The organism is Actinomadura sp. NPDC000929 (assembly GCF_040492065.1).
GTDB lineage: Bacteria > Actinomycetota > Actinomycetes > Streptosporangiales > Streptosporangiaceae > Spirillospora > Spirillospora verrucosospora.
Genome location: NZ_JBEUPA010000003.1, coordinates 95,156 through 119,363, shown reverse-complemented (window position 1 = coordinate 119,363; position 24,208 = coordinate 95,156). Strand labels below are relative to the sequence as shown.

The window sequence follows — 24,208 nt, the reverse complement described above, 5'->3', positions numbered from 1 at the left end:
TGGCGTATGCCGGGTGGCGGGCGGCGGTCGCTCAGACGGGTGGCATCAGATCGCTCTCGCTGATGGTGTAGGTCAGCAGGGGGTAGGCGAAGTCCGTTTCGCTGTTCTCACGGCGCCGCAGCCGGTAGAACTCGCGCCTCTGCTCCTCGTTGGCCGTCGTGAGGCGCGCTCCCTGCGGGAGATAGACGTGTCCGTCGCGAAACCGGACGACGGTCTTCGACGTCCGGAAGGTCACACCCAGCCACGGGTTGTCCGTTGGCGGGGCGGACGCGTCCAGCACGATCCTGTGCTTGAATCGCCGATTCGAGTCGACGGAGAACGCGACGACACTGTTCTCGGCGAGGGGCATCTCGAACGTTCCGCCACCGGAGACCTTCGATTCGAAGATCAGCTTCCTGCGCGGGTTCCCTTCGGGACGCTCGTAGCAGGAGAAGACGGCGATGAACGAACCGTCGGCCAGATCGAGGGCCTGGTCGGAGTGGCCGCCCATCGTCTTGTAGGCGTTCGTGTAGCTCTCGATGAGAGCGTTGTTGAAGGCGACCGGAAGCGCCGCACACTGCTGGATCCGCTGCGCCAGCCGTTCGTGCACCGGCCGGAAACGCTGCGCCGGACTGCTGTAGCGAGTGGTGGTGCGCACGAGAGGCACGCCGCCCGCCTCGTCGATCCTGGTGAGCGTGGCGCCGCGCCGCCCTTTTCCCACGTCCTCGAGGCGAGCCGACGCGGACAGTTCTGCGAAGAGATCCGTTTCGGCCGGCAAGGTGCACGAGAAGATTTCATCGGAGATGTCAGATGCGGGGGGCAACGTAGTCTCCCTTGTTCATGCTGAAAAGGAACTCGTCGCCGTAGTCGACGAAGGACGTGGTCCTGTTCTCCTCGGCGTACAGCCCGCGCAGCTCGTTCATGCCCTCCGGCGTCGGCGGTTCCAGCCTCACCAGCCCCTCGTCCAGCTTGAGGAACGTCTGGCCTTCTTTGTGGACGGCCTCGGCGCTGGAGCAGCGCACCACGTAGCCCAGGCGGGTCGGAAGCAGCCCGGCGTCCAACGCCGAGGGTCGGATCTCGTGCGTGTAGAGGCGGTTGGTGGACAGAGGCATGAAGAACACGGAGCCGGGGTGGAGAGTGAGGGTGAACTGCTGGGGGAGCGCGACCCCGTCGCGTTCCCCGGTCGGCTCCTTGAGGCGAAAGTGGAGCCTGGTCAGCCCGCTGGTGCCCTTCACGCCGTAATCGAAGGTGTCTTCGGCGAGAGGGCGCAATCGGTCGAGCCGGTCATAGAAGGTGCAGAAGGCCATGATGCCGTTGACGGGCATGTCCTTGGTCTTGTCGGCATGAGCCGAGATCTTGGCCTTGGACTGCTTGCGCTCGGTCGCGGCGGGAGTGTTGTGGTAGATCTGGGCGAGGACGTGATTCAGCGGCGCCTGGTTCCGGAAGACGGCGGCGGCCTCGCCGTTCAGGGCTTCGACGATGCTCGTGTCGGTAGGCCGGAAGCCCTCGGTCGGCCCCGAGAGGTTCGTGGAACAGCGGAGCAGGCGGAAATGCAGTCCGTCGCTTCTTTGGGTGACGGGCGTCAGATAGATTCCGCTGCGATGGGCTGTTCCAGGTTTCGTGGACTCCGTCAAAGACTGGAACTCGTGCTCCGCGCGGATCCGGTCGAAGTAATCGTCGTCGATGTCGAAGAAACGGCGGTAGTACACACCGGCGCCGTGGACACGGAGGGGAAGCCTGCCGAGGCCGATGGGGACCCAAGGTCCGTCGGCACCCTCGCGGTAACCGTGTGACAGCTCCCGGACGACGAACACCCGTGCCGCCGCGTACAGCCGGGGGCCGCTGATCCCGGAGACGTCGCCGCACAGGTAGACGGTCTTCTGCGCAAGGTCGAGCGAACCCGAGGCAAGGTCCTCCGGCGTGATCGTTGAACCGAAGAAGCCTCTGATCGAGTCATCGTCGTGCAACGCCGCAGGTGCGACCAGGACGTTCCCCGCGTCCTCGATGCGGGCTTCCGTCGGCTCCTTTGCGTGCATTAACTCTGACCTACCATTCGCACTCTGCGCCACGAACCCGCAGAGCCGACCGGATGCCCGCCGGTCCGTTCGCCCATTCCATGAACTTCCGGACAGTAGAGCAGGCAAGGTTATCATCCTAAAGCCGACCCTGCCCTGGTCGTAGGGCGACCACCTCCTCGAGGTCTTTTCCTCCTACGAAGTCATCTCATTTGGCTAGTCGGCGGTGGCAGATGAGGGTTGCGGCGATGGCGACGAAGGCCAGGAAGTGCTCGGGCTTGCGTTCGTAGCGGCGGTGCAGTCGGCGGCAGCCGCTCAGCCAGGACACCGTCCGCTCCACCACCCAGCGGTAGCGCCCGAGCCGGTCGGAGGACTCGATGCCACGGCGCGCGATGCGCGGGGTGATGCCCCGCCTGCGTAGCCAGCGCCGCAGGTCGGCGTGGTCGTAGCCCTTGTCGCTGTGCAGCTTGGCCCACACTCGCGCGGTCGTCCACTCGGTGAAGCGCCGGTGCGCCGTAGGACCCGACGGCCCGAACACCGACGGCAACTGCTGCCACCTACGGCCAGTGGTGGCCACGAAGATGATCGCCGCCAGCACCTCACGACCCCCGTACCGGCGCCGCCCGCCGCCCTGCGGCCTCGCCGGAGCGGGCGGAGGCCATCCATAGGCCCGCGGGCGAGGGAGCTACGGGGTGCACGACCCCTTGCTGTCGGCGACCCGCAGACTCAGTGTCGTGCCGTAGTGCTGGCGCATGCTCTGGCCGGCGGGCGGGTCCTGGGTGCAGACGGTACGTTCCAGATGCGAGCTGTCGTCGTATCCCTCGGTCACGATGGGCTCACTGCTGACGAGCGGGAAGCCGAGCCGCAGGGCGGCTTGCTTTGCGTCAGTGCCGGTCTTGCCGACGAAGTTGGGCACGACGGGCCAGGTGGTCACGCGGCCGTCGGGTGGGCAGGACACCTGCGGGGGCAGGAAGCCCAGTTCCACCTTCTTCCCTTGGGGGTCCTCGACCTGCGTGCAGACGACCCAGGTACCGGAATAGGACTCGCCGTCGAACAGGTGACCGTCGGGCAGGGCTCTGAACGCGCTGGTGTAGGCGGGCCAGGAACGCTGCAACTCGCCGCTGACGGCGTCGAGCGTCTTTCCCCTGAAGGAGGGCAGTACAGGTGAGGGACGCTGCGATTCTGCGCCGCTCCCCGCGCTTCCTGCGGCGGAATTGCTGTCGCCGCCCGAGCAGGCCGCAAGGCCGAGCACGGGCACCATCAGCAGACCGAAAGCCAAGGGCCGGATCCCCACCATGCGCCGCTCCCGAACATGATCAGACATGAACGCGGTGATCGTAGCCGTCTCCCCGCCGCCGCGCAGACTCTCCGGCACTCGCCCGATGGATGTCGAGACCGCTGAGGCTCGGCGTAGTTGTGGGGGTGCCCTGGGCGGTGCCTAGAGCCCGCCGTCATCGAAACCGTTTTCAACCCGGTCCGTACGCGAGGCGGCCAGCGGTGCCCAGCGCCGGGCTGGCCGCGTGGTGGCCTGGGTCGGGCGAGCCGGGGAGCTCCGCAGAACCCACGGAACCCACAGAAGGCCCAGCAGCCGGGTCGGTGGACGGCGGGGAGGTTGGGTCCTCCCCGCCGCAAATGCGGAGTCAGCCAGGTCACTTCCTGTGCTGACTGATCGCAGCGCCGACGCCGGCGGCCGTGACCATGGAAATGCCGATCCAGGACGCCCAGTTCAGCTGTTGACCTGCGATCAGTCCCAGGATGGCACCGCACGCAGGTTCGGTGGGATTCAACAAGGCCACGGCGAAGGGGCGGATTCCCCGCTGCCATGCCACGTTGGATAACACCGTCGACAGGAAGGTCAGCGCCCCTGCCGCCAGGAAGATCAATAGATCATTCCTGCCTAGACCGAAGACCGCGTCTGACCCCTCCCATAGTGAAGCCAACACGAACATAAGGAGAATATTAGGGATTCTTGCCAAAGTCGTGCAGGTGGTGATGTCGCTCTTCTTGATACTGGACATCATTTTCATGCCGACCAAGAAATTCGCCGCCAAAACCGCAACGACAGCGAATCCCCAGTAGTTGATCTCGCCCTCCCAGGAGGGTGTGAGCACGACGACACCAGAGAAACCCGCCGCCGGCCACGCCAAGTCCCGCCACCGGCGGGACCTCAGGATCTCGATGGTGACGAGCAGCATCGGGCCTCCAACGTAGAAGGCCGCCAGCGCGATCCCGAGGGGCAGCATGCGGATGGAATACTGGAATGAGACGAACCCCACGCTAAGGCAGAGCCCCAGAATCAGCGCCGATCGCCAGATCGGCCAACCCGCCCGCAAAGACGGCCTGTACGTGATCATCAATGGCGCGATGCCGACTATCGCGACCCAGAGAGCAGCCGTGAACGGGCCGACCCTGCCAACCAGTCCCAAGGCGATCTGAACGGTGCCCGCCGTCACGCCCAGGGCAATTGAAAAAATTAACGCAAAAACTGCAATATTAGAATTCCTTGGGAGCTCTGCTGCACACATGCATCTCTCCCCCTTCTTGTTTGAGTTGCCCCCGCATCCTTTTGATGCAGGCATAGAAGACCGTCCGTGTTCCATGCGGAACGGCAAGTGGATACGCCGTCTCGGTGCCTGCTCTACCGGACGGGTCGCACCGTGAGCCTGCCGGCCCCGTGTTTCCAGGGCCGGCAGGTTCGCGGTCCAATTTCATTCCGCCCGGAGCGGAGTGCCTACGGATTCGCGGTCGTCCGAACCACGGAAGGCGATGGACCTTTCCGCTGGTCGGGAGCCGGAATCAGATTTTTGGCAGTGTGAGGGCCGAATGGGCTTGGGGGACCTCCGAAGTGATCCGGGCCCGACTGCCTGACGGCGGTTCCTCGATGAGCGCGGGGAAGATCCGGTCCATGGCCGTCGCGCCCTCGTCCATCGCGGGCCTGGTCTGCTGCCGGTAGACCTTCTCGGTGACGGTCGTGCTCTTGTGTCCGACCGGGGGGAGATGTGCTCGATCGGCACGCCGCGGTCCGATTCCTGCGGCGTCCGCTGCTCGGCATAGAGGCCGACCTGGGCGATGACGCGCCGGAACTCTCGCCGGACGTCCCCAGCGTTGAGCTGCGCGCCGGCTCGGGGCGCGAACGCTAGGCCATCGCGTGCTGACCCGCTTGGCCTTGCGGCTTCCGCTGCGACGGTCGACCGTGCCGAGATGCAGCCAAAGTAGGCTACAGATTGTGACGATTCAGAGACGTGCTGTCCTTGTGGGTGTCGCTGGCCTTGTCGGCGCGGGGGTCTGCGCGTCGGCTACCGCGGCTGCCTGTCCTTTGACGTGGAATTGCTGGACTTCGCCGATCTGGGCATGTCGGCCATCATTCGTGAAGTTCTCGGTGAGGCACGCGGCGGGTCGGTGGTGAGCATGCACCCCGGCCACACTGGAATGGTCGAGGCGTTGGCGGCGGTTCTGGACGGCCTGCGTCGGCGTGGGCTTCGGGCGGTGACCGTCGCTGAGCTGGTCCGAACATGAAGCGCCGATGGGCACTGGCTGTGACCGCCGGGCTGCTGGTCGCGGGGTGCTCTTCGTCTGGGCAGCCGGATGGTGCTGATTCGCGGAAGCTCACGAGTCACGCTGGTGCCAGGCCGCTGACGTCGCCGACGGACCTCTACGAGCACGACCGGCCGGGCATGCTCAGCCCACAGGTGCGGGACCTGCCGGCGCGTGTGTATGTGCCGAATTCACAGAGCGACGACGTGATCGTGCTAGATCAGAAGACGTTCACACGGGTGGGGCGGTTTCGGGTCGGCCGTAAGCCGCAGCATGTCGTCCCGTCCTGGGACATGCGGACGCTGTGGGTCAACGACAACGACTCCAACGACCTTGTCCCGATCGACCCGCGCACCGGCCGCCCGGGCAAGCCGGTCTCGGTCGACGACCCCTACAACATGTACTTCACGGCGGACGGCCGGTTCGCGATCATCATGGCGGAGCGGCTGCAGCGCATCGACTTCCGGGACGCCCACTCGATGCGGCTGCGCAAGCACGTGGACGTGCCGTGCCGCGGCCCCAACCATGCCGACTTCTCGGCTTCGGGAGACTTCTTCCTCACCGCGTGTGAGTTCTCCGGCGAAGTGCTGCGCGTCGACACCCGTGGGCAGAGGGTCACCGGCGTGCTCAAGTTGGCGAAGGGCGCGATGCCGCAGGACGTGAAGACCTCTCCCGACGGCCGGACGTTCTACATCGCTGACATGGCCTCCAACGGCGTCTGGACGATCGACGCGTCGACGTTCCGCGTGACCGGCTTCATCCGTACCGGCAAGGGCGCACATGGGCTGTATGTGAGCCGTGACTCGACCACCCTGTACGTCACCAACCGGGCTGAAGGCTCTATCTCCCTGATCTCGTTCAAGACGGGGCGGGTAGCGCGGCGATGGCGGCTGCCCGGTGGCGGCTCGCCCGACATGGGTGGGGTGTCGGCCGACGGGCAGGTGCTGTGGCTGTCGGGTCGCTACCACAGCGAGGTGTACGCGATCTCTACGGTCACAGGCCGGTTGATTCGCCGCATCCGTGTCGGTGACGGCCCGCACGGTCTGTGCGTGTTTCCGCAGCCTGGCCGCTACTCCCTTGGCCACACCGGCGTTTTCCGCTGAACATGGACGTCCGCCCTGGCCGAGCTCGTCCTCGGCTTTGCGGCCTACGCGGATATCACCTACGGAGAGGCATGAGCGTAGCCGCGTTCGCGAGGTCCTAGCCGTCAGGGGCTGGCGATCCGGCGGAGGGCGTCGGCGTATCGGCGGACTGCCTGCGCCGGGAGCCGCCCGGCGGGGAGCTCGACCACGAACGCGCTACTGCGGACGACGGTGTTCTCCCAGCCGGTGACACTGCCTGGAAAGTGGGTGAGCGAGCGCAGCGGGAGCCCGACGTCGCGGGCGAAGCGCCGCTCGACGTCCTTGGGTCCTTCGGAGTCATCGACGACGGCCAAGTGCTGGTGGAACCAGATGCCGATGGTCGGGCGGATCCGCCGGATGAGGTCGGCGGCGTACCGCGATTCCGGCTCTGAGAGTGGCCGTGGGCCGGAGTAGTTGACTGAGCCGCGCGAGTCGATCGGTCGCCACCCGGCTGGGAAGTTGCGGTTGAGGTCGACGCCGTGCGCGTTTCCCCGCGTCCGGGACGCCATCCCGTCCGGGTTGAACGTTGGAACAACCCACAAGTTCGTGTCCGTCGGCCCGGTTCTGGCGGCCAGTGCATGTGCCACCGGCACGCCGGCCTGCTCGTCTCCGTGCAGGCAGCCGACGACCAGCACTCGTCGAGCCGCTCGCGGGTTCCCCAGTTCGACGGCGACGATCGGGCGTCCCTGGACGGATCTGCCCAGTAACACCGTCCTGCGGGCCCCATATGTCGCCGCCGACCGACCGGCTTTCCCGGGCCTGCTGCACGCTGCCGAGAAGATCAGAGTGTTGAGGAGGGCAAGTCCAACGGCGAGCAAGATCGTCGGCCGCCGACCCGTCATGAAGTGTCCCCCCCAGACATGTGCCTCGACTGATCTGGGGGACGTAACACCAGATACCCAAGTCACGAATAGTGACACTTTGAATGCATGTAGTCGCCTAAGTGGCATGACGCTGTGCCAACCGCCTCGTGCCCGTGGGCAGGATGGGCGACGGGAGCCCTCATTTGTTCGATCGGGCTGAAACCGCGTAAGAGCCGACGCGCCACGGCGCCCGCCCGCGCCCGTGCTCGCCTTGCTCGCGTTCGGATGCGCTACGGCGTTGACGGCCCTCACCGTGGATGTCGCGGCCGGTGAGGCGGGTCGGTGGGACGCGCCGGTGTACGCCTGGTTCCTTGGGCACCGTCTCGGGCCGGTGACCGTGTTGATGGAGACGGTGGCCTGGCTGGATTCGAGGATGCTTTTGGGGCGTCGCGCGCTGGCTCGGCAGATCGTCCGCACAAGGCACACCAGCACCGTCCGCCGATACGGCGGAAGCGCCGGACTCTGGGTCGCTGAGCAAGTGGTCTCGGTGGCCCGCTCACCGGGGCGGGGGGCGTGGAGCACGGCTGCGCAACGAGCTCAGCTCACCGGGCGCGGACGTCAGCTTCCGGCTGTGCGGCGGATGTACAGGGTGAGCCGGATGCTCCCGAACCGCCTTGAGATGGTCGCTCGGAGACCTTTGTCGTTCTTGAGGATCGCGAGATCGCGCGGAGACGCTGCGCTGCGGTACCGGTGATCGTGGGGGAGTATCTGGACGAGCCAGATCCGGGACTCGGCTGCCAGGGCCGACCGGAAAGAGCCGGGCTCCAGGTTCGTCTCGTGGTCTTGCAGAGTCGTCGTGTTCAACCGGGCGAAGGCGTCGGCGTAGGCGGTCGCGAAGGCCTGCCGATCCGCGGGCAGGTACAGGACCGCGTCCCCCGGGTGCGAGTGCCGCCGAAGGGCGGCGGCCAGAGAGCGCAGGTCGTCCGGACGGCTCCGCGGTTCACGCTCAGCGAGTTGGGCGGGGAGCGTCACCAGCGCCAGGACCGCCAGCACGGTGACCGCGGCCGCTACGGGGAACCAGGATCGGCCAACAGGCAGCCGCCCGACCACGGTGTCCAGCGCTACCCCGCCCAGCAGCGCGAGAGCGCAGACGGAGTAGAGGATGTATCGGGGGTGATAGACGGGATGGACCTGGGACACGCTCCACGCCAGGACGAACGGTAAGCACATCCACGGGACGGTCAGCGCGGCGGCGTTGCGATGATCGCGAACGAGCAGTCGTGCCGTCCCCACCACGACGGCCGCCACCAGCACGAGCAGGAGGACGCGTCCGCCGCCGGTGACCCACAGGCCGAGGCTGTAAAGCGCCCTGGTTCCGGGGCGCTCCAACCAGGACACCTGGGCGGCCTCTTGGCCGCGCGCGACCACTGCGAGCGGTGACACCAGGAGTACCGCAGCCAGGGCGGCCAGCCCCCAGCTCGCGCGGTGGCGGCGCCGCCACCGGGGATGCCTCCACATGCCGACGGTCGCGGCGTGGGCGGGTAGGAGGAACAGCGCGTAAAGGTGAAGCCAGCCCACCAGGCCCATTGTCGCCGCGTATGCGGCGTACCATCTGATCTGGGGACGCGAATCCTGCAACGCCCGGACCAGGAAGTACGTGGCCAGGACGGCGCCCGCGCTGACCATCGCGTACTGGCGAGCCTCCTGACCGTACCGGCTGGTGATCGGCAGCAGGCCGTAAAGCAGCCCGCCATAGAGGCCCGCCTTGGCCGAGTACAGCCGCCCGCCGATGGCGGCGATCCCCACGGCCGCCACGCCGGAGGCCACCGCCGAGGGCGTGCGGGTGATCACCTCGCTCGTTCCCAGCCTGGTCACCAGGTGCATCAGCAGGTAGTACAGGCCGTGGACCGCGTCGATGCGGGAGATGAAGCTCGTCAGCGCGCCGAGCCCGCCGCGCCCGACGGTCACGCTGACCGACTCGTCCCGCCAGTACGAGGGCACGCTGATCCGCCACATGCACATGCCGAGCGTGACCACCCCTGGAATCACCAGGTACGGCCACGTCGCGGCACGATGCCCCGCAGTGTCGGACAGCGCGGTGGTCGTGCTCTGAGTGCCGGTCGGCGCCATGTCTCACCCCCCGTCGACCGAGTCGAGGACGTCAGGAAGGTCTTCACCATTTGTCACGACCCCTAACCGAAGGTCGCCGCCAAGGGTCCCAGGGCGCCGTTCAGGGCGCGCCCACTCGCGGGGTGCCGGGATTCCGTGCCCACGAAGAACCGCGGGCTGAAACCTGATGAATTGACCAGAGTCGACAACCATCGAGCAGGCCCTCGGAGGCGGGTTCCCTGGTGGTCGACCTTCTCGACGGCGAGGGGCCGGTGCAAAGCGCAGGCTCGTCGGGATCGTCACCGCCTGCGCCGCCCGCGAAGATCGCCTCAAGGCCCAGGACTGCTTCAACTGATCGGCCCAGGCATCGCGTCGTGCGACGCCTAGGCCGATCTCGCCGTCGCTCAAGGCCGTTCCGGCCGTGGGTTCCGAGGGCCGACCACATCATTTGCCTTCGGCTGTCTCCGTGGAGTCCGTGACGCGGTCGAGCCGGGCGACCAGATCGCGCAGGGCGGCCAACTCCTCTGCCAGCGCACGTGACCCCTTCGGGGTCAAACTGAGCCAGGTCCGGGGACGGCGTCCGTGGTAGCCCTTGTGGATCTCGACATAGCCGGCCTCGTCCAGCGTCCGTAGATGGCGGGACAGATTGCCGTCGGTGAGGTTCAGGGTGTCGCGCAGATACCCGAATTCGGCACGGTCGATCTCGCGCAGCACCGTCATAATGCCGAGACGGGTGCGATGGTGGACGGTGTCGTTGAGGCCTTGCGTGGGGTGCGGTGCCCCTGGCTGCCCGCTGGTCTCCCTCATGCCTGGACTGGGGCCGCTGCGGTGACCGAACGCAGTCGCGCCCACGCCCGCAACTGGACGACCAGCGCGCCGACCAGCAGGACGGCGGCCAGCAGGATCAGGTTCTGTGCCGGGTTGAGCATTCCATCGATCATGCCGCCGGACGGGGGCACGAGCCAAGCAGGGATTTGGCCGAGGCCGTAGCCGTTCATGATGACGCACAGCCCCCCGTACACCAGACCGCAGACCGCGACCCCCAGGCTCCGCTCCACCTTGGCCAGGACCAGCAACCCGAGCGCGATCGCTAGCAAAGGACTGACCACGGCACTCGCCACGAAACTTTCTCCCAGGGGCGGAGGCGCCTTCTGGGCGCCGTGGTTCTGTGCGAATACGGCGAGCAAGAACACGGCGAACAGCGCCGTGCCCACGTACGCCCAGGGCCGCCACCGCACGGTGAGGCCGACGCGGGCGGCTCGTCGCTGGTACCACCAGGCGCATGCCAGGTAGCTCAGCGGCCCTGTGATCAGCCAGAACGCGATCGAGAGGGCTCCCGATCGGTCGAACCCGTCCAGCCCCGCATAGCCGCTTGTCGAACCGGGTCTGCTCACGCTGCCGCCGTCCGGCAGCGTCTGCATCGCGTGGAAGGGGTGGGAGTACAGGGGGATCGAGGCCAGCGTCAGCAGGCCGAAGATCATCAGCGGGACCGCCGCCCCGCGCGCACGGGCACGGGTGAGCCGCCGCAGCCTGGCCACCTCGTCGAGCATCTGGTCGGGGGACTGTGAATCCACGATGCCTCCATCGTCTTGCGCTTGCGAAGTACTTTGCAACAGCGAGTACTTTCACGTCAAGAGTGCCAGCGACACTCCCAGAGCAGGAGGACGGTCAGGGCGGTAGGTCGCTCGCGCCGCCGCCCACGGAACCGCGCAGGTCAGCCCCAGCCAACGCCGGTCGTTCCGGAACTCGCTCCAGGCGCGGTTGTCGAACCCGATGACGAACAGGTCGAGGTTGCCGGGGACGCGGGACGGAACCGCCGACTCGACCATGTCCGCGCGGGTGTTACAGGGCCGCGAACGGGAGCCGGACGTCCGGCCTGGGGGCCTGTTGCCGGTGACCGGCACCAGGCGCTCTGCATCGCCCTCCGCCAGGCGTCTTGACCATCGTTCCGCAGGTCTTTCCCCTGATGCGATCGGGAGCATCGGAGCTGTATTTGCTCAGACCTGCGCAAAACCTGTCCATAGACAGGTGGGTAGCTCCCGGAGCGATATAGGGGTTTTCCCCCTCCCGGTTTCTCGGGTCCGCTGAGCATGCTGGAGAGGAGCCGGTTCCTATGGCGGAACCAGGCGTCTTGTTCTAGATCTTTGGAGCGGTTCGATGAGTTTCGGAAGGGACGACTTCCCCCTGTGGGGTTCCTTGGCCACCGTGATGGTCGAGAAGCCCGAGTGCCTCGATGCGGCCCGGCGCGCTGTCGACTCGGTGGTCGCCGACTTCGATGCCGCGTTCGTCCAGGAGGGGTCGGATCTTGCGCGCGTCAACGCCGCCAGTGGCGCTCCAGTGCGGGTCAGCGCCACTTTCCTGGCCGTGCTCTGGACGGCGCTCCACGCGTTCGACCTGACGGAAGGGCTCGTCGATCCCGTCGTAGGCGATTCTCCCGCCGGAAACCGGAGTGTCGTGATCGACGAACCGCCCGGCACGGTGATGACGCCCCCGGGGACGACTCTCGACCTGTGGGGGATCGCGCAGGCGTTCGCCGCCGACAGGGCAGCCGAATCCGCGGCCGGACTGGCTGGATGCGGAGTCTGCGTCTGCCTTCCGGGCAGCTTCGCGACCGCGGGACCGGTGCCCGTCTCGGGCTGGCCGGTGCAGGTGACCAACGGTCGCCGTGAGCAGGACGACGGAGCTTTCCGTGGCATGAGCCTCGTGCTGCGGACGCCTGGCGGACTGGCCACCTCCGTCCTGGCGGCGCAGGCTCGCGAGCCCGGACAGGCACCGGCGCGGTCGCTGCCGGCCAGTGATCAGTCCTGGCATGCGGTGTTGGTCTTCGGTCTTCGCTGCGTCGCCGCCAAGACCGCCAGCATCGCCGCCCTCTCCTTGGGAGACGCTGCCATCACCTGGTTGGAGGCCCGGGAGTTGCGTGCCCGCATAGTGCACACGAACGGCACGGTGACCAACGTCGGATGCTGACCTAGGCGTACTCAGCCGCCAGGGCTCGCCTCGTCTCCCCGCCCTTGCCTCCAGACCCAGGACGCGATCTGCACGCGGGAGTTGAAGCCGAGTTTGTTCATGATGTGCTCTATGTGCCCTTCGACGGTGCGCGTCGAGATCACCAACCAGGCGGCGATCTCCTTGTTGCTCGCTCCCTCCGCCACCAGGCCGGCGATCTGCACCTCCCGTGGGGTCAGTGGCGAGGACGTGCTGGGATCAGTGCTCTCGGTGCCAGCGGCCGAGGACTCGCCCAGGGCATAGGCGACCCCTTCGTCGAAGGGCATCTCCAGCCCGCGGTGCAACTCCTTGAGGAATCTCGAAGGGCCGAGTGCGCGCCGGACTTCTTCCTCGCAGGCGTCGTGGTATCGCACCAGGTGTCCGTACCCGGAGAGGGGAGCGCCGAGTGCGTTCCACAGGGCTTGGGCGATTCCCAAGAAGCTCGCCGCTCGCGCATGCCGCCCCTCGGTGGCGTCCACCCAGGCCAAGACCTCCAAGTTGAGGCCCATACCGAAAGGGTCCTCCAGGGAGCGGTTGGCGCGCAGGCTGTCCTGCTCCAGCGCGGTTGCGCGGGCCGTGTCGCCTTCCAGCCATCTCTCGACCCCAAGGGCCATCATCGTGTACGACCGATGCCAGGTCTCCCCGTGGGCGTCACAAATGGCGAGCCCCTCTTCACCAAGCGAGACGGCGGCCGCCGTATGGCCCAGATAGGAATAGGCGAGTGAGAGGCGAACCAGGGCGAGCACGTGGCCGACCGGGTCGCCCGTAAGGGTGTGCCGGTCGATGCCCTCCTGGTACAGGACGATCGCCGTCTTCACGTCCTGACGACCCATGGCGACCATTCCGGAGAACACGGCCACATATCCGAGCACGTGCTCGAGATCGAGTCGCTCTCCGATCGCCTTGCTCTCCTCCAGCATCGCGGCCGCGGTCTCGAGGTCGCTCTGGATGATCGCCAGCCAGCTGGCGCACCACAAGGCCCGGGCGCGAGGCTCGTCGGCAGCGGGGGCGCGATCCAGGGCCCGGTCGATCCAGTGCCGTCCTTCGGTCAGGTAGTAGCTTGTGATCCAGTGGTAGAGCAGGTCGGCGACCATGCCGAGTGCCGCGCGGACGCCGGAGCGGTCGGACAGGTAGTGCTCCAGGGCGGCGCGCAGGTTGCTGTGCTCCACTTGGAGTTTGCTCAGCCATGCGATCTGGTCAGGGCCGAACAGGCTGGCATCCGCCTTGGCCGCCAGCTTCCGGTAGTAGTCGCGATGGCGGCGTCTCAGCTCGGCATCTCGCCCGGATTCGGCCAGCCGTTCTCGGCCGTACTGCCGGAGCGTCTCCAGCAGCCGATACCGGACCCTGCCCGCCTGCTCCTCACGGCTCACAATCGACTTCTCGACCAGCGCGGCGACCACGTCGACGACGTCCGCTCGCTCGACGCCTTCGCCCGAGCACACCTCCTCGACGGCCTCCAGATCACAACCCCCACTGAAGACCGACATTCCCGCCCACACGCTGCGTTCTTGCTGGTCGCAGAGTTGGTGACTCCAATCCATCAGCGCCTGCAGCGTCTGGTGCCGCGGCAGTTCCGCCCGCGATCCTCGGGTGAGCAGCCGGAAGCGGTCGTCGAGTCGTTCCAGCACCTGCTCCACCGAGAGCCCGCGCAGGCGTGCCGCCGCCATCTCAATGGCCAGGGGCAACCCGTCCAGGCGCCGGCAGATCAACTCCACCGCCTCCTGGTTGGCCTCGGTGAGCGTGAACTCGGGCAGCACTGCCCGTGCGCGGTCGGCGAACAACTCGGCCGCCTCCGTGGCGCGCGGCGTGGCGGCATTCCGATGTGAAGTCCGCTGGTCCAGTGGCAGTGGCGGGACGGGCAGGGTCTGTTCCCCGGCGATCCCCAGAACCTGCTGGCTGGTGGCGAGAATTCGCAACCCTGAGGCCGAGCGCAGCAAATTCTCGGCCAGAAACGCACACGCGTGGTGAAGGTGCTCGCAATTGTCCAGCACCACCAGCATGCGCTTGTCACGCAGATTCTCGATCAGCGCTTCCAAGGGCGGCCGGCCGGACCAATCCCTGATCTTGAGCACCTCCATGACCGTGGTGGTCAGGAGTTCGGGCTCATCGAGGTTGGCGAGTTCGACCATCCACACCCCGTCGGGGAACTCCCGCTCCAAGCTCGTGGCCATCCGACCGGCCAACCTGGTCTTGCCGACTCCACCAGCGCCCGTCAACGTCACCAATCGGGACGCGGACAGCAGACGCTTGACCTCGGCCGACTCTCGGCTTCGCCCAACGAAGCTCGTCGCCTCCGCGGGGGGCTTGGACAGCTGCCATCTGGTCGCCTCGTTCGGTCCCGCTGAAGCCATCACCATCCCACCCGGCGTCGCCGCCCAGGTTGCTCTGACCGATGGCCACCCACACTATTGGCGTAAATCCCCATGCAAACCCATGAAAGGGTTAAGTTGCGGTCTGGTGGCGTTTGCCGGCCATCGGCCACCGGTCGGTGACGACTGGCCCGACCTGTGCGCGGAGGCAGCGACCGGAGCGCGGTCACCCCTGGAGCCCGACGCGCTGTTCCTGGCGCAGGCAGCGAGGCCTGTGCGGCGCCGAAACCGACAATCCGCCGAGTCGAGATCGTCACCGGCTCCGAGGTGACCTCGGCCGACCCCCGCGGCACTGCCACGCCCGCTACGAGAGAAACGCCCGAAGACCGCCTGCCCTCGGCGCGGACGGCCTCCGCTCCGCGGTACGAGAATCAATCGGCCTAGACCACGAGCGTTGGTCTCCAGCGGATTGCCCTTCGACAGGTCGCGGGTGGCCGCCACGTCGGCGGATCGCCGCTGGCAATGGTCGGTGACGGGCCGTTCCGGCCATCACCACCGGTCCAGCGCGGCGTCATCTCGTCGTCGCCATCCGCCTCGGTGGCGGTGACCGCCAGGGTGTAGGCGTCGGACATCGTGCAACCGGCTCCCTGCGCCAGAGCAGGGCACCTCGCCTGCGCCGAGTCGCCCACCGGGGCCTCCATCCGGACTTCACGGGCCGTACGCCGAATGGCGGAGTCGCTCAGACAGGCGGCAGGGGGCATCTCGAACGTTCCGCTACCGAAGTCCTTCGATTCGAAGATCAGCTTCCTGAGCGGATTGACTTCGGGACGCCACTAGCAGGAGAAGACGGCGATGAACGAACCGTCGGCCCGCTGTGAGGGCGCCGTGGCGGACGCTGCGGGGCGTCCGGCGTGCGGGCGCTCGTGTGGATCACGGCTGCGGCGCTCGCGGGACCGATCATGGTGAGAGCGGTCGCCAGGGTGGCGTCCACGGGCTGCGGCCCGCTCGCCGCCAGCGGCCCGCATCGACGCTTCCCGGCTCTGGTCGTGAGGCCGAGCGCCGTGACGGCGCTGAGGGCGGCGGCAGGTCGACGGTGGCGGCGGCGATCACGCTGGGCAGGGCCAGGCCGCTGCCGACGTCGACGGCTTGGTGTTACCGGGCGGGACCCATTCCTCGAAAGGGACGCGGGTGCCGTCGGGCCGTAGGTGTGGTGCCTGCGGGCGTGGGTGCGCATGAACTCCTGAAGTCGGCCTGGGGGTCGGCCCGGCGACGGGGACCCGAGATCCCAGCAGGCGAATGGCTTGAGCGTCGATGTCGGTCTCTCGGCACCCGCCTTCGGTGCCTGCCCGGCGCGGCGGTTAGGTGTGGTCCGCCTCGTCGAATGCGTCCCGTGCGGCCTCGATGGCCGGCAGGTGCCGGTCCGCCCACGCCACAAGCACGTCGACCGGGCCGCGGAGGGTCTTGCCTAGCGGCGTGATGCTATAGGTCACGGCGACCGGGCGGGTTGAGGTCACCTCGCGTTCGACGACGCCATTGCGCTCGAGCCGGCGGAGCGTTCCGGTGAGCGACTTCTGCGTGACCTCCGGGATGGCGCGCCGGAGCTCGTTGAAGCGGCAGGGGCGTTCGCACAGCTCGTTCAGGATGCTGAGCGACCACTTGTCGAGCACCTGGTCGAGGAGCTCTCGGTGCGCGGTGCTGATCCGCAGCTCTGCAGGGGTATCCATCGTGAAACCTGGTCTCGTTGAAGTGTCTTCTCGCACCTAAGTATCTTGACGATACCTAAGGAAGGGGCATTCGTCATGACCGTTCAGCGCTTCACTCCCCTGGGGATGCTTCAGCCCGCCCCGTATCACCACGTGGCCGTGGCCACCGGAACCCGGCACGTCTACGTCGCAGGTCAAGTCGCCCACCAACCCGACGGTTCGCCGATCCCGTCCGACCTGGCCGGGCAAGTCGCGCAAGCCCTGCGGAACACGGCGATTGGACTCGCCGGTGCCGGTGCGACCTTCGACGACGTGGTGCGGTTGACGTTCTACGTGGCCCGTTGGAGCTCGGAAAAGATCGCGGAGTTCGTGGCCGGCGTCGAATCTGTGGCCGACGAGATCGGCATCGGCTCGCCCATGCCGCCAGCGTCGCTTATCGGCGTTGAGGTGCTGTTCGAGCCGGGTGTGCTCGTCGAGGTGGAGGCCACCGCGGTCCTGGACTGACCGCCGCGGCATGGCCGGCCCACGAGGTGCACGGAAGCGGCGGCGAGGGCCCACCTCGCTCGCCGCGTCCGGCATGTCAGTCAGCCTGCGGAATACCGCACGGCGATGTCGAGCGCCCAGGTCACGCCGAAGCGGTCGGCGAGCTGTCCGTTAGCGGAGCCCACAACGAGGGATTCAAGGCTGGACGGTCCCGTCGTCGGCCAGATTCCCAGAGCCCTGCAGCGCGGTGGGACCCGGTCACGGAGCGAGCCGCCAGGCGAGCGAAGTGGCCGGGACTTTGAATCACGGCCTTGTCGGAGGCGAAACCCGACTAGACGTCGCGCAGCGCCCCGCGTCCAGCCGGGCCTCGCGGGATGGCTCTTCCACTGTCTGGGCCGGGGAGCGCGGTCAGTCATCCTCGCCGACGCCACACCCGAGGGCTACCTGCGCGTGCTGACAAGGTCCGCGCCACGCACATGCTGTGCGTCCCGGTGGCCGTCCAGACCCTTGTGCAGCGTCCGGCGCTGCGGGAGAGATATACGTCTGCTCTTTTGAAGGTCAGTTCGACTTCGATGACAACGTCTTCGCCCGGGTCGCGATGTCATCATCTTCCAGGCGTACATGGCGGATGGCGAGGTCCGATGTGATCCGGCGTAGTACTTTCAGCCACTCGGCTACGAAGGACTCGATCCTTACGGTCAACTGGCTTCTCTCGTTGAGAAGAAACTCGTAGCTTCCATGAATGCTGTCCCAGCGCGAATCGATTCTGAGGGAATCTCCATCGCGCGCGATGTTCCATTCGGTGGAAAATGTGTCGGATCCCCAATGGATCTGTGTCTGGGAAAACTCCGGGTTCTGGACCTCTTCTAGCAGCGGGACCAAATCATCAAGTAGGACGGCAATATCGTAACGGTATTCGAGTCGCACGGGGACCCGGTTCCAGAACAAGATGGCGTCTTCGGTGTCCATGGGATACATCTGCCCTGTTGCGTCCGCCATGTCTTCGGCCGACCCTACTTTCAGGGTCTCAGGGTTTCCGGTTTGCAGCCAAAAGTTCATGCATCTCCCTCTCGAGTCAGCGGGTAAGCGTGGACCTTGCCGTTGGGGTACACCTTGACGAAAATGCTGTCCGGTGTGCTTGTCGAGCCGTCTGGATGATACTCTATACAGTCATGCCCTTCAGGGAGTCTGAAGAAGCCCGTTTTCTTCGGTCCTAATTCGGCCCCGCACTCCGTCGCGTACCGGACGTCTGCTGCGCTGCCGAACTGCCCTTGCGGTCGACCATCTCTTACCGCGCGAGCCATTCCTTCAGACCAATCTACCCCGTGCTTCGCGGCCTTGAGGAGAGCAGCTTCAGGCTTGTATCTCTGGCCGTCTCTTTCAAAGCCTTTACCGACTTCCTCGGACTGTTTCTTCTTGCTGAGACCGTCGAGCTGCTCCTGGCTCTGCTCGAAGGATCGTTGTTGCTCCTCGGTTACGGGAATCGTTTCTTCCGACTTGGGTCGCGAGCCAGGGCTGCTCGCGGCGTCCGTCTTTTCCTCAGGCAGTCTGTCGTCCTTGCGGACATTGTCGCCCCCGTTGTTGTCGGTGCCTTCGGGTGGTGTCTCGGTGACAGGCGGCTGTGCTTCTGGCCCGGGTTCCTGCCCTTCCGTGTTCTCGTGTTGGGACGGGGCATGTTGGTCGCCATGTTCGGGGAGCGGTTGTTGTCCGGTGTCGTTGGGGAGTTGGGTGTCTTGGGAATTGGTGCGTAGCTGTTCTGCGTATTCGTGTTGTGCTTCGCGGGCGCGGGCAAGGCTTTCCAGGCGAGAAGGCGGTTGCTGGGGTGGTTGGGGGCCGTCGGCCTTGTCGCTGGTGGAGCCGCCGGTCTCTTGGGGGCGTGGTTCCTTGTTGTCTTGGTGGTCTTGGGAGCCGAGGTTGTCGGTTTCGGGTTGACCGGTTTTGCCTTCGCGGTCGTTCTTGCCGCGCTCGCCCTTGTCCTGGCCCGGGTCCTCGAGCTTGGCTTGGCCTGGCTTTTCCGCTTCCGAGCCGCCGTTGCTGGTCTGGGCAGGGTCGGTTTCGTCGTCGTCAGGTTCGGTCGGCGGGGGACCGGAGTCGGTTTCATCGGTCTCGGTGTCTTTCTGGGCGTCCGGCTTGGCCTCGGCCTGGGGGCCACTCTGTGTCTGTGGGTTGTCGCGAGGCGGGTCGGCGATGGATGCGTTGGTCGGATCGCGGTCGCCGGGCTGCCCAGCGCTGGTTTCGGGGCGTCCGGGAAATTTCCAGCCCGCTGCGGCGAGACTGTCCATGCGGGGCGTTTTACCGTCCGCTCCAGGATGGTCGTGCGATGACGTGCCGCCGGTGTCGGGTGGGGTGGGCTTGTCGGTGGTCTCCGGGCCTTTGCCCGGCCCACCAGGGGGATTGTCCACGCCCACGCTCTTCTGCCCTTCCGCTGGGGGAGGCGGGCCGGCTCCAGGGCATCGGTCAGGCGACCCGCCAGGCTCGGCCCTTGACGTGCAAGCTGTCAGGGCAAAACCGCGCCCCATGTAATCGTGCACGTGCGAACTTTGCACGTGCACGAGTCGATGATCTGAGGGTCGACCTACGTGCTAGGTGGCCCGGAGCTAACCAGGAACCCAGGTTTCTTCGGGATTGGAGGCTTGTGTAGGCGAATATTGGGCATCGGCAGCTTTATTCAAGTGATGCGAAATTTGTCTTTGTGAGTTTGCGGTGTCCTGCTGGGCGCCATCGCGGTCTGGGTCATCCGCTTGACGAAGTCACCCTGCGCGGACGCTTTCGGCACCCACCCGGACCACTCGTCGCCCCACAGCAGCAACAGGTCTGGAGGGACGTGCCGATCATGGTGCCCGTCCTGAGCGGGACCAGGCCGCGTCCGACGTCGATCAGCGGAGCTGCCTTGCGTGGCAGCGCCATGCGCGCAGTGACCGCCAACAACGTTGTGGCTCGGTGGTGACCATGGTGCGGCGACATGAGTTGACTGATGTGGTCTGGGCGCGGATTGGGCCGGTGTTGCCGGTCGCTTCCGGTCCTGGTGGGCGGTGGCGTGACCAGCGTCAGGTGGTCGACGGAATCTCGCGGAAGGTCCGGACCGGCGCGGACCGGCGGGACGTGCTCGAACGCTATGGGCCGTGTGGTTGACGCTCGGTCAGCGATTCTGTCGCTGGAGCGCGGCGAGACCTGGGAGCGGCTGCTGGCGCACGTCCAGGTGCAGGACGACGCGATCGGGGTGGTGGACTTGACGGCGGACCAACTTGAAACGACCATCAGCCACCTCAGCGGCGGCCGACCTCCCGCAGTCGAACGATCTCCCATAACGATGTCCGCAGGGGACGTGTTCGGGGGTGTTTCCGCTACGCGCCGGTAGGAGAGTGGGTGGGACGGCACCGGGTTTACGCAGGTGCGGAGGGGGCCGCGCCGGCCCGGACGCCCGGGGAGAACACGATGAGAGTCATGCTGAGAGCGGTCATGGACACCCAGGTCTCGAACGGCGCGATCAAGACCGGCAGGCTGCCGGAGATCGTGAAGTCACTGATGGACCGGCTCGATCCCGAGGCGGCGTACTTCGGCCCCGGCGACGGCGGGCGCTGCTGCATCCTCGTCTTCGATCTCCAGGACCCCGCTGCGATACCCACCATCGCCGAGCCGCTCTTCCAGGAACTGGGCGCGAAGATCGAGATCAACCCGGTCATGACCCGCGAGGACCTACAGAAAGGCCTTGCCGCGTTGCAGTAGCGCGGAACAGCGCCGCCTCCTACCACCTGCCAGTTCGGGGCCGACCCAGGCTTGCTCAGCCGAGAATGAGGGGACCTGGTCCCCATCTCGGCCCACTCCGCGGCAGTCGGTGCCCGGCGTCTTTTCCGGACTAAGGGAAGGCGGCCTGATTCTAGGAGAGGCAGCTGCGGAGCCGCACAAAGGACCAGTGGGCCAACCGTCCCGGCTAAGTCTGCCACCGCACCGTCACCGTGGCTTCGATCGACCTTTGCTCAATCCTTGATCACTTGGCCTTCGTGACAAGATCTGGGCGTGACGACGTTGTTCCTGACAGTCGGCTTGCCCGGGGCCGGAAAGACCACGAGAGCTCGACAGTTGGCCGAGGAGTACAACGCGCTGCGGCTGACGCCTGATGAGTGGATGCGCTCGCTGTTCGGCGATCCGCAGCCGGTCGGGAAGCGCGATGTGTTGGAAGGACGGCTGCTCTGGCTCGGTCTGGAGGCGCTGAAGCTGGGAACGAACGTGGTCCTGGATTTCGGATGCTGGTCTCGTGTCGAGAGGTGCGCGATCCGCTGGTTGGTGATGTCTGTGAGCGCGTCCTGTCAACTCGTGTACGTGCCGGTGGATCATGAGACCCAACGTGCTCGGATCGCCCATCGCCAGGCCACCACCCCTGATCAGACGTTCGTGATGAGCGAGACAGACCTCTTGCACTGGGGAACGCTGTTCGAGGAGCCCGACGCCACGGAACTCGATGGACAAGAGCTAGGAGGTCCACCTCCTGGATGGCCGGGATGGCTGGAGTGGGCCGCCGACAGATGGCCATCCCTCGCGTGAGCCCGACCTGAAGTCGACCAGTAACGCAGCCGTGCCAGGAGCGCCAAGCCCGGATAGATCCGCCGGACAGACCCTGGATGAGAGCGGGCCCGCAAGGGGCGGGGCTGGGATGCGGGGCCTCGGCGATCAGGTCGCGGAGATTGCCGATGATCTCGATGAGGCGCGGCTTCTGGCGAGGGTCGACCTGCGGGACGGGGCTGTAGCCCCCATGGCCCCCTGCTCGCTCTGCCGCGAGGCTTACTGAGGCAGCTGACCTGCCACGGGAGCCTCAAAGTCGTCTTTGCCCTCTGGTGCCGGGCTCTTGCCCTGGCGCAGGCATTGCCTCACCGAACGATGCGTAGCGTGAAACTGTGTCGGATGAGATCGCGCGCTCACAGGTTCTTGAGGTCGCCGCCCGCCTGTTCGGGCAACTCGGCTATGACGGGACCTCCTTGCAGCTGATCAGTGACGTCCTCGGCGTCGGTTCTGCGGTTGTCGCCGAGGTGGCTGGAGACAAGCGCGCTCTCTACCAGGAGGTCATGCGGCAGGCATTCGAGGCGGAACGGGAAATGCTGGAAGCTGCCGTGTCCCGGGCGGACTCCGCGCGGTCGGCGGTGCACGAGATCGTCGACGCCTATCTCGATTTTCACGTGGCGAACCCGCAGAACCGTGCACTGTGGGCACATCGTTGGGTGGCCGACGCCGCCGACTTCTCCACCATGGAGGATCAGTACGCCCGGCCGCTGCTCCAACTCGCCGCCCGCAGGATAAAAGACGCGGTCCCCCCGGACGTGAACACCTACTACCTTCTCGGCACCATGGTCTGGTGCGTGCACGGCTTCCTGGGCTCGGGAATTCTCAGCCCCAACCAGGGAATGAGGGACGCGGCTCAGCCAGAGGTCGTCGAGTCATTCCGCGCACACCTTCACGTCCTTATGGATAGGCTGCTCGCCCCGTGGTACTCGGCGCCCGATGCCCCGGGCTCACCGACCAGGCTGTCTGCCCCTCCTTCGGAATAGCCGACCGGGTTGGCGCACTCGCCGGCTCACTGGCCCGGGACGGTTCGCAGCGCATCCTGACTATGGTCACCGAATTTGCCGTGCTGCGCTGACCCCGAGGACCACTCCAGCACGCGGCAGCCCGCCCTCGGCAAGGGCATCGACAACCGCGGCCCCGTGCTGGCGGCATCCGCGGGGTGCGGCGTCACTGCGGGACGGGGCCGTTGACCTCGACCAGTGGGGGTGCGACGAAGCAGGTGCAGGGCGAGGTCGTTCCGACGGCCCAGATCGAGGTGCCTACGCGGGTGAGTCCCTCGACGGTGCCCTCGGCCTCCTCGCTGGTGCCGGTGGTCCAGGCGGTGCCGTTCCAGTGCAGGAACAGCGGTCTGCTCGTCACCCCGCCGTCCGTCATGCGGTAGCCGCCGACCCAGACCCCGCCCCTGCCGTCCGGAGCCGCGGCGCTCAGCCACGACTCGGTGAGCGCGGGCTCCGGCAGGACGCGCCAGCGAGTGCCGTTCCAGTGCATCACGAGCGGTCTGCCCTCATGGTTGCCGACCGCCCACACATTGTTGGCTGAGACGGCGGTGACGCTTTGGAGTTCAGTGTTGCCCGTCGGGAGGGTCACTGGGCTTCTGGTCCAGGCGCGGCCGTCCCAATGCAGGACGAGGGCGACGTTGTTGCCGGCGTCGCTGAGGTACCACCCGACCGTCCACGCGTTCGTCGCCGAGAGGGAGGCAACGCTTTGAAGAGTGTTGCTGAGACGACCCGGGTTCGGGGAGGTCATCCGCGACCACTTCGTCCCGTCCCAGCGTTCGACCAGGGTGACCGGGCCGGGGGTGTTCCGGTCGGAGAAGGATCCGACCGTCCATGCCAGCGTCTTGGAGACCGCCGCTATGTCGTTGAGCCGGTCGGCCCCGACATGCGCTCCGTTGGGTGGCGCGGCGGGCTGGACCGCTGTCCACACGGCACCGTCCCAGTGCCGGATCACCGGTCCGAGACCGGTGCTGTCGCCGACGGCCCAGACGTCGTCGGATGCAACGGCGCTGACACCGTCGAGGCTGCCCGTGCCCGTCGGCGTGTCGGGAACCGTCACCTCCTTCCAGGACGTGCCGTCCCAGTGCTCGGCGACCGGATCGGCGGATTCGTACGGAGGATGCTTCTCCCCGACCGCCCACGCGTCGCTTCCGCCGAGCACGGCGACGTCCTTGAGAGTTCCCTCCGCGCTTGAGTGCGGCACCTTCCGCCAGTCCGCCTCCGCTCCTAAGACGGGCGGCGCTCCGGCGAGCACCACTCCCGCCACCGCCACCATGGGAATCGCGAAACGCTTCACGAACCGCATATGAACTCCTCCCCGCTTCCGCGCTGTGCAGTGGGGACGCCCCGGCGATCACCTCGGTTGCCGTGGTCGGCCAACCAATCCGACCGAAACCGGCCCCCGCACCACGCATGCCGCTTCGCGCTCCAGGGCGCGGAACGGGGAGAGAGAAGGACGCGGCTCCGTCGGAGCCAAGAGGGTGGGCGAGGTTTCTGCATCCTCCGACCGGAAGCGGTGAGCTATCGCGGGTGCAACGGTCACTGCCACCAGCGCGCGCCTCGTCGTCGCCGGCGGCATCTTGATGCGCAGGGTGACCTACGGGTAGTCGATCGT

The 24,208-nt window shown here is 66.8% G+C and carries 24 protein-coding genes and 1 pseudogene; 9 read left to right on the top strand and 16 right to left on the bottom strand.

What is annotated here, in order from left to right; translation table 11 throughout:
* Nucleotides 1–31 precede the first annotated feature (31 nt).
* From ABWI04_RS02140 to ABWI04_RS02120, 5 genes and pseudogenes are all read right to left on the bottom strand, one after another.
* Entirely contained in the window at nucleotides 32–802 is a 771-nt protein-coding gene (locus ABWI04_RS02140) for an alpha-ketoglutarate-dependent dioxygenase AlkB (protein WP_353831196.1), read from the bottom strand.
* Nucleotides 786–2,015 (bottom strand): hypothetical protein, encoded by a 1,230-nt coding sequence (locus tag ABWI04_RS02135; RefSeq protein WP_353831195.1) that lies wholly within the window; start codon nucleotides 2,013–2,015, stop codon nucleotides 786–788. The genes ABWI04_RS02140 and ABWI04_RS02135 overlap by 17 nt, the downstream gene beginning before the upstream one ends.
* Nucleotides 2,016–2,202: 187 nt before the next feature.
* Nucleotides 2,203–2,649 (bottom strand): annotated as a pseudogene (locus ABWI04_RS02130) (transposase); the annotation flags it as partial.
* Nucleotides 2,650–2,679: 30 nt separating this feature from the next.
* A complete protein-coding gene (locus ABWI04_RS02125; protein WP_353831194.1) occupies nucleotides 2,680–3,369 on the bottom strand; it encodes a PASTA domain-containing protein in 690 nt (229 codons plus the stop codon).
* A 274-nt stretch (nucleotides 3,370–3,643) separates the two neighbouring features.
* The gene (locus ABWI04_RS02120) at nucleotides 3,644–4,519 is read right to left on the bottom strand and encodes a DMT family transporter (RefSeq protein ID WP_353831193.1); all 876 of its coding nucleotides are present in this window, start codon (nucleotides 4,517–4,519) and stop codon (nucleotides 3,644–3,646) included.
* Nucleotides 4,520–4,993: 474 nt separating this feature from the next.
* On the opposite strand from ABWI04_RS02120, the gene ABWI04_RS02115 reads away from it, so the two are divergent.
* The 3 genes from ABWI04_RS02115 (at nucleotide 4,994) to ABWI04_RS02105 (ending at nucleotide 6,631) form a co-directional block, all read left to right on the top strand.
* A complete protein-coding gene (locus tag ABWI04_RS02115; RefSeq protein WP_353831192.1) occupies nucleotides 4,994–5,134 on the top strand; it encodes a hypothetical protein in 141 nt (46 codons plus the stop codon).
* A gap of 181 nt (nucleotides 5,135–5,315) precedes the next feature.
* Complete coding sequence (locus tag ABWI04_RS02110) at nucleotides 5,316–5,510, top strand: polysaccharide deacetylase family protein (protein ID WP_353831191.1); 195 nt, start codon at nucleotides 5,316–5,318, stop codon at nucleotides 5,508–5,510.
* A 20-nt stretch (nucleotides 5,511–5,530) separates the two neighbouring features.
* Complete coding sequence (locus ABWI04_RS02105; protein WP_353831190.1) at nucleotides 5,531–6,631, top strand: YVTN family beta-propeller repeat protein; 1,101 nt, start codon at nucleotides 5,531–5,533, stop codon at nucleotides 6,629–6,631.
* Nucleotides 6,632–6,735: 104 nt separating this feature from the next.
* On the opposite strand, the gene ABWI04_RS02100 is transcribed toward ABWI04_RS02105, so the two are convergent.
* From ABWI04_RS02100 to ABWI04_RS02080, 5 genes are all read right to left on the bottom strand, one after another.
* Nucleotides 6,736–7,491: a DUF2817 domain-containing protein gene (locus ABWI04_RS02100; protein ID WP_353831189.1), complete on the bottom strand. Its 756-nt coding sequence runs from the start codon at nucleotides 7,489–7,491 to the stop codon at nucleotides 6,736–6,738.
* A 579-nt stretch (nucleotides 7,492–8,070) separates the two neighbouring features.
* A complete protein-coding gene (locus tag ABWI04_RS02095; RefSeq protein WP_353831188.1) occupies nucleotides 8,071–9,582 on the bottom strand; it encodes a glycosyltransferase family 39 protein in 1,512 nt (503 codons plus the stop codon).
* A 423-nt stretch (nucleotides 9,583–10,005) separates the two neighbouring features.
* A complete protein-coding gene (locus tag ABWI04_RS02090) occupies nucleotides 10,006–10,368 on the bottom strand; it encodes a winged helix-turn-helix domain-containing protein (protein WP_345173976.1) in 363 nt (120 codons plus the stop codon).
* The gene (locus ABWI04_RS02085; protein ID WP_353831187.1) at nucleotides 10,365–11,135 is read right to left on the bottom strand and encodes a hypothetical protein; all 771 of its coding nucleotides are present in this window, start codon (nucleotides 11,133–11,135) and stop codon (nucleotides 10,365–10,367) included. The genes ABWI04_RS02090 and ABWI04_RS02085 overlap by 4 nt, the downstream gene beginning before the upstream one ends.
* 51 nt (nucleotides 11,136–11,186) lie before the next feature.
* The gene (locus tag ABWI04_RS02080) at nucleotides 11,187–11,390 is read right to left on the bottom strand and encodes a hypothetical protein (RefSeq protein ID WP_353831186.1); all 204 of its coding nucleotides are present in this window, start codon (nucleotides 11,388–11,390) and stop codon (nucleotides 11,187–11,189) included.
* A gap of 379 nt (nucleotides 11,391–11,769) precedes the next feature.
* On the opposite strand from ABWI04_RS02080, the gene ABWI04_RS02075 reads away from it, so the two are divergent.
* Nucleotides 11,770–12,528 (top strand): FAD:protein FMN transferase, encoded by a 759-nt coding sequence (locus ABWI04_RS02075; protein ID WP_353831221.1) that lies wholly within the window; start codon nucleotides 11,770–11,772, stop codon nucleotides 12,526–12,528.
* 11 nt (nucleotides 12,529–12,539) lie between these two features.
* Here ABWI04_RS02075 and ABWI04_RS02070 read toward each other — a convergent pair whose 3' ends face one another.
* From ABWI04_RS02070 to ABWI04_RS02060, 3 genes are all read right to left on the bottom strand, one after another.
* A complete protein-coding gene (locus tag ABWI04_RS02070) occupies nucleotides 12,540–14,897 on the bottom strand; it encodes a LuxR C-terminal-related transcriptional regulator (protein ID WP_353831185.1) in 2,358 nt (785 codons plus the stop codon).
* Between the two features lie 398 nt (nucleotides 14,898–15,295).
* The gene (locus ABWI04_RS02065) at nucleotides 15,296–15,487 is read right to left on the bottom strand and encodes a hypothetical protein (protein WP_353831184.1); all 192 of its coding nucleotides are present in this window, start codon (nucleotides 15,485–15,487) and stop codon (nucleotides 15,296–15,298) included.
* Nucleotides 15,488–16,213: 726 nt separating this feature from the next.
* Complete coding sequence (locus ABWI04_RS02060) at nucleotides 16,214–16,579, bottom strand: winged helix-turn-helix transcriptional regulator (RefSeq protein WP_353831183.1); 366 nt, start codon at nucleotides 16,577–16,579, stop codon at nucleotides 16,214–16,216.
* A gap of 75 nt (nucleotides 16,580–16,654) precedes the next feature.
* Between ABWI04_RS02060 and ABWI04_RS02055 the strand changes: the two genes are divergently transcribed.
* On the top strand, nucleotides 16,655–17,062 hold the full coding sequence (locus ABWI04_RS02055; protein ID WP_353831182.1) for a RidA family protein: 408 nt from the start codon (nucleotides 16,655–16,657) through the stop codon (nucleotides 17,060–17,062).
* Between the two features lie 537 nt (nucleotides 17,063–17,599).
* Here the strand turns inward: ABWI04_RS02055 and ABWI04_RS02050 are convergent.
* Together ABWI04_RS02050 and ABWI04_RS02045 are read right to left on the bottom strand one after the other, a co-directional pair.
* Nucleotides 17,600–18,100, bottom strand: a complete 501-nt coding sequence (locus tag ABWI04_RS02050; RefSeq protein ID WP_353831181.1) for a hypothetical protein — start codon at nucleotides 18,098–18,100, stop codon at nucleotides 17,600–17,602.
* Nucleotides 18,097–19,449 carry a putative sodium/potassium/calcium exchanger gene (locus ABWI04_RS02045; protein WP_353831180.1) on the bottom strand — a complete coding sequence of 451 codons (1,353 nt, stop codon included), beginning with the start codon at nucleotides 19,447–19,449 and terminating at the stop codon, nucleotides 18,097–18,099. The genes ABWI04_RS02050 and ABWI04_RS02045 overlap by 4 nt, the downstream gene beginning before the upstream one ends.
* Nucleotides 19,450–19,990: 541 nt before the next feature.
* Between ABWI04_RS02045 and ABWI04_RS02040 the strand changes: the two genes are divergently transcribed.
* The 4 genes from ABWI04_RS02040 (at nucleotide 19,991) to ABWI04_RS02025 (ending at nucleotide 22,581) form a co-directional block, all read left to right on the top strand.
* Nucleotides 19,991–20,173, top strand: coding sequence for a transposase (locus ABWI04_RS02040; RefSeq protein ID WP_353831220.1), 183 nt, complete (start codon nucleotides 19,991–19,993; stop codon nucleotides 20,171–20,173).
* A 327-nt stretch (nucleotides 20,174–20,500) separates the two neighbouring features.
* A complete protein-coding gene (locus tag ABWI04_RS02035) occupies nucleotides 20,501–20,767 on the top strand; it encodes a DUF3303 family protein (RefSeq protein ID WP_345173950.1) in 267 nt (88 codons plus the stop codon).
* A 291-nt stretch (nucleotides 20,768–21,058) separates the two neighbouring features.
* On the top strand, nucleotides 21,059–21,583 hold the full coding sequence (locus ABWI04_RS02030; RefSeq protein ID WP_353831179.1) for a P-loop nucleotide/nucleoside kinase family protein: 525 nt from the start codon (nucleotides 21,059–21,061) through the stop codon (nucleotides 21,581–21,583).
* 350 nt (nucleotides 21,584–21,933) lie between these two features.
* Nucleotides 21,934–22,581, top strand: a complete 648-nt coding sequence (locus ABWI04_RS02025) for a TetR/AcrR family transcriptional regulator (RefSeq protein WP_353831178.1) — start codon at nucleotides 21,934–21,936, stop codon at nucleotides 22,579–22,581.
* 184 nt (nucleotides 22,582–22,765) lie between these two features.
* On the opposite strand, the gene ABWI04_RS02020 is transcribed toward ABWI04_RS02025, so the two are convergent.
* Entirely contained in the window at nucleotides 22,766–23,899 is a 1,134-nt protein-coding gene (locus tag ABWI04_RS02020) for a hypothetical protein (protein ID WP_353831177.1), read from the bottom strand.
* Nucleotides 23,900–24,208: the final 309 nt, after the last annotated feature.

Coding starts and splice junctions, on each gene's coding strand:
- ABWI04_RS02135 (WP_353831195.1), bottom strand. CDS start 2,015: ATGCACGCAAAGGAGCCGACGGAAGCCCGCATCGAGGACGCGGGGAAC.
- ABWI04_RS02120 (WP_353831193.1), bottom strand. CDS start 4,519: ATGTGTGCAGCAGAGCTCCCAAGGAATTCTAATATTGCAGTTTTTGCG.
- ABWI04_RS02100 (WP_353831189.1), bottom strand. CDS start 7,491: ATGACGGGTCGGCGGCCGACGATCTTGCTCGCCGTTGGACTTGCCCTC.
- ABWI04_RS02095 (WP_353831188.1), bottom strand. CDS start 9,582: ATGGCGCCGACCGGCACTCAGAGCACGACCACCGCGCTGTCCGACACT.
- ABWI04_RS02090 (WP_345173976.1), bottom strand. CDS start 10,368: ATGAGGGAGACCAGCGGGCAGCCAGGGGCACCGCACCCCACGCAAGGC.
- ABWI04_RS02080 (WP_353831186.1), bottom strand. CDS start 11,390: ATGGTCGAGTCGGCGGTTCCGTCCCGCGTCCCCGGCAACCTCGACCTG.
- ABWI04_RS02075 (WP_353831221.1), top strand. CDS start 11,770: ATGGTCGAGAAGCCCGAGTGCCTCGATGCGGCCCGGCGCGCTGTCGAC.
- ABWI04_RS02070 (WP_353831185.1), bottom strand. CDS start 14,897: ATGGCTTCAGCGGGACCGAACGAGGCGACCAGATGGCAGCTGTCCAAG.
- ABWI04_RS02065 (WP_353831184.1), bottom strand. CDS start 15,487: ATGTCCGACGCCTACACCCTGGCGGTCACCGCCACCGAGGCGGATGGC.
- ABWI04_RS02060 (WP_353831183.1), bottom strand. CDS start 16,579: ATGGATACCCCTGCAGAGCTGCGGATCAGCACCGCGCACCGAGAGCTC.
- ABWI04_RS02055 (WP_353831182.1), top strand. CDS start 16,655: ATGACCGTTCAGCGCTTCACTCCCCTGGGGATGCTTCAGCCCGCCCCG.
- ABWI04_RS02050 (WP_353831181.1), bottom strand. CDS start 18,100: ATGAACTTTTGGCTGCAAACCGGAAACCCTGAGACCCTGAAAGTAGGG.
- ABWI04_RS02040 (WP_353831220.1), top strand. CDS start 19,991: ATGGTGCGGCGACATGAGTTGACTGATGTGGTCTGGGCGCGGATTGGG.
- ABWI04_RS02035 (WP_345173950.1), top strand. CDS start 20,501: ATGGACACCCAGGTCTCGAACGGCGCGATCAAGACCGGCAGGCTGCCG.
- ABWI04_RS02020 (WP_353831177.1), bottom strand. CDS start 23,899: ATGCGGTTCGTGAAGCGTTTCGCGATTCCCATGGTGGCGGTGGCGGGA.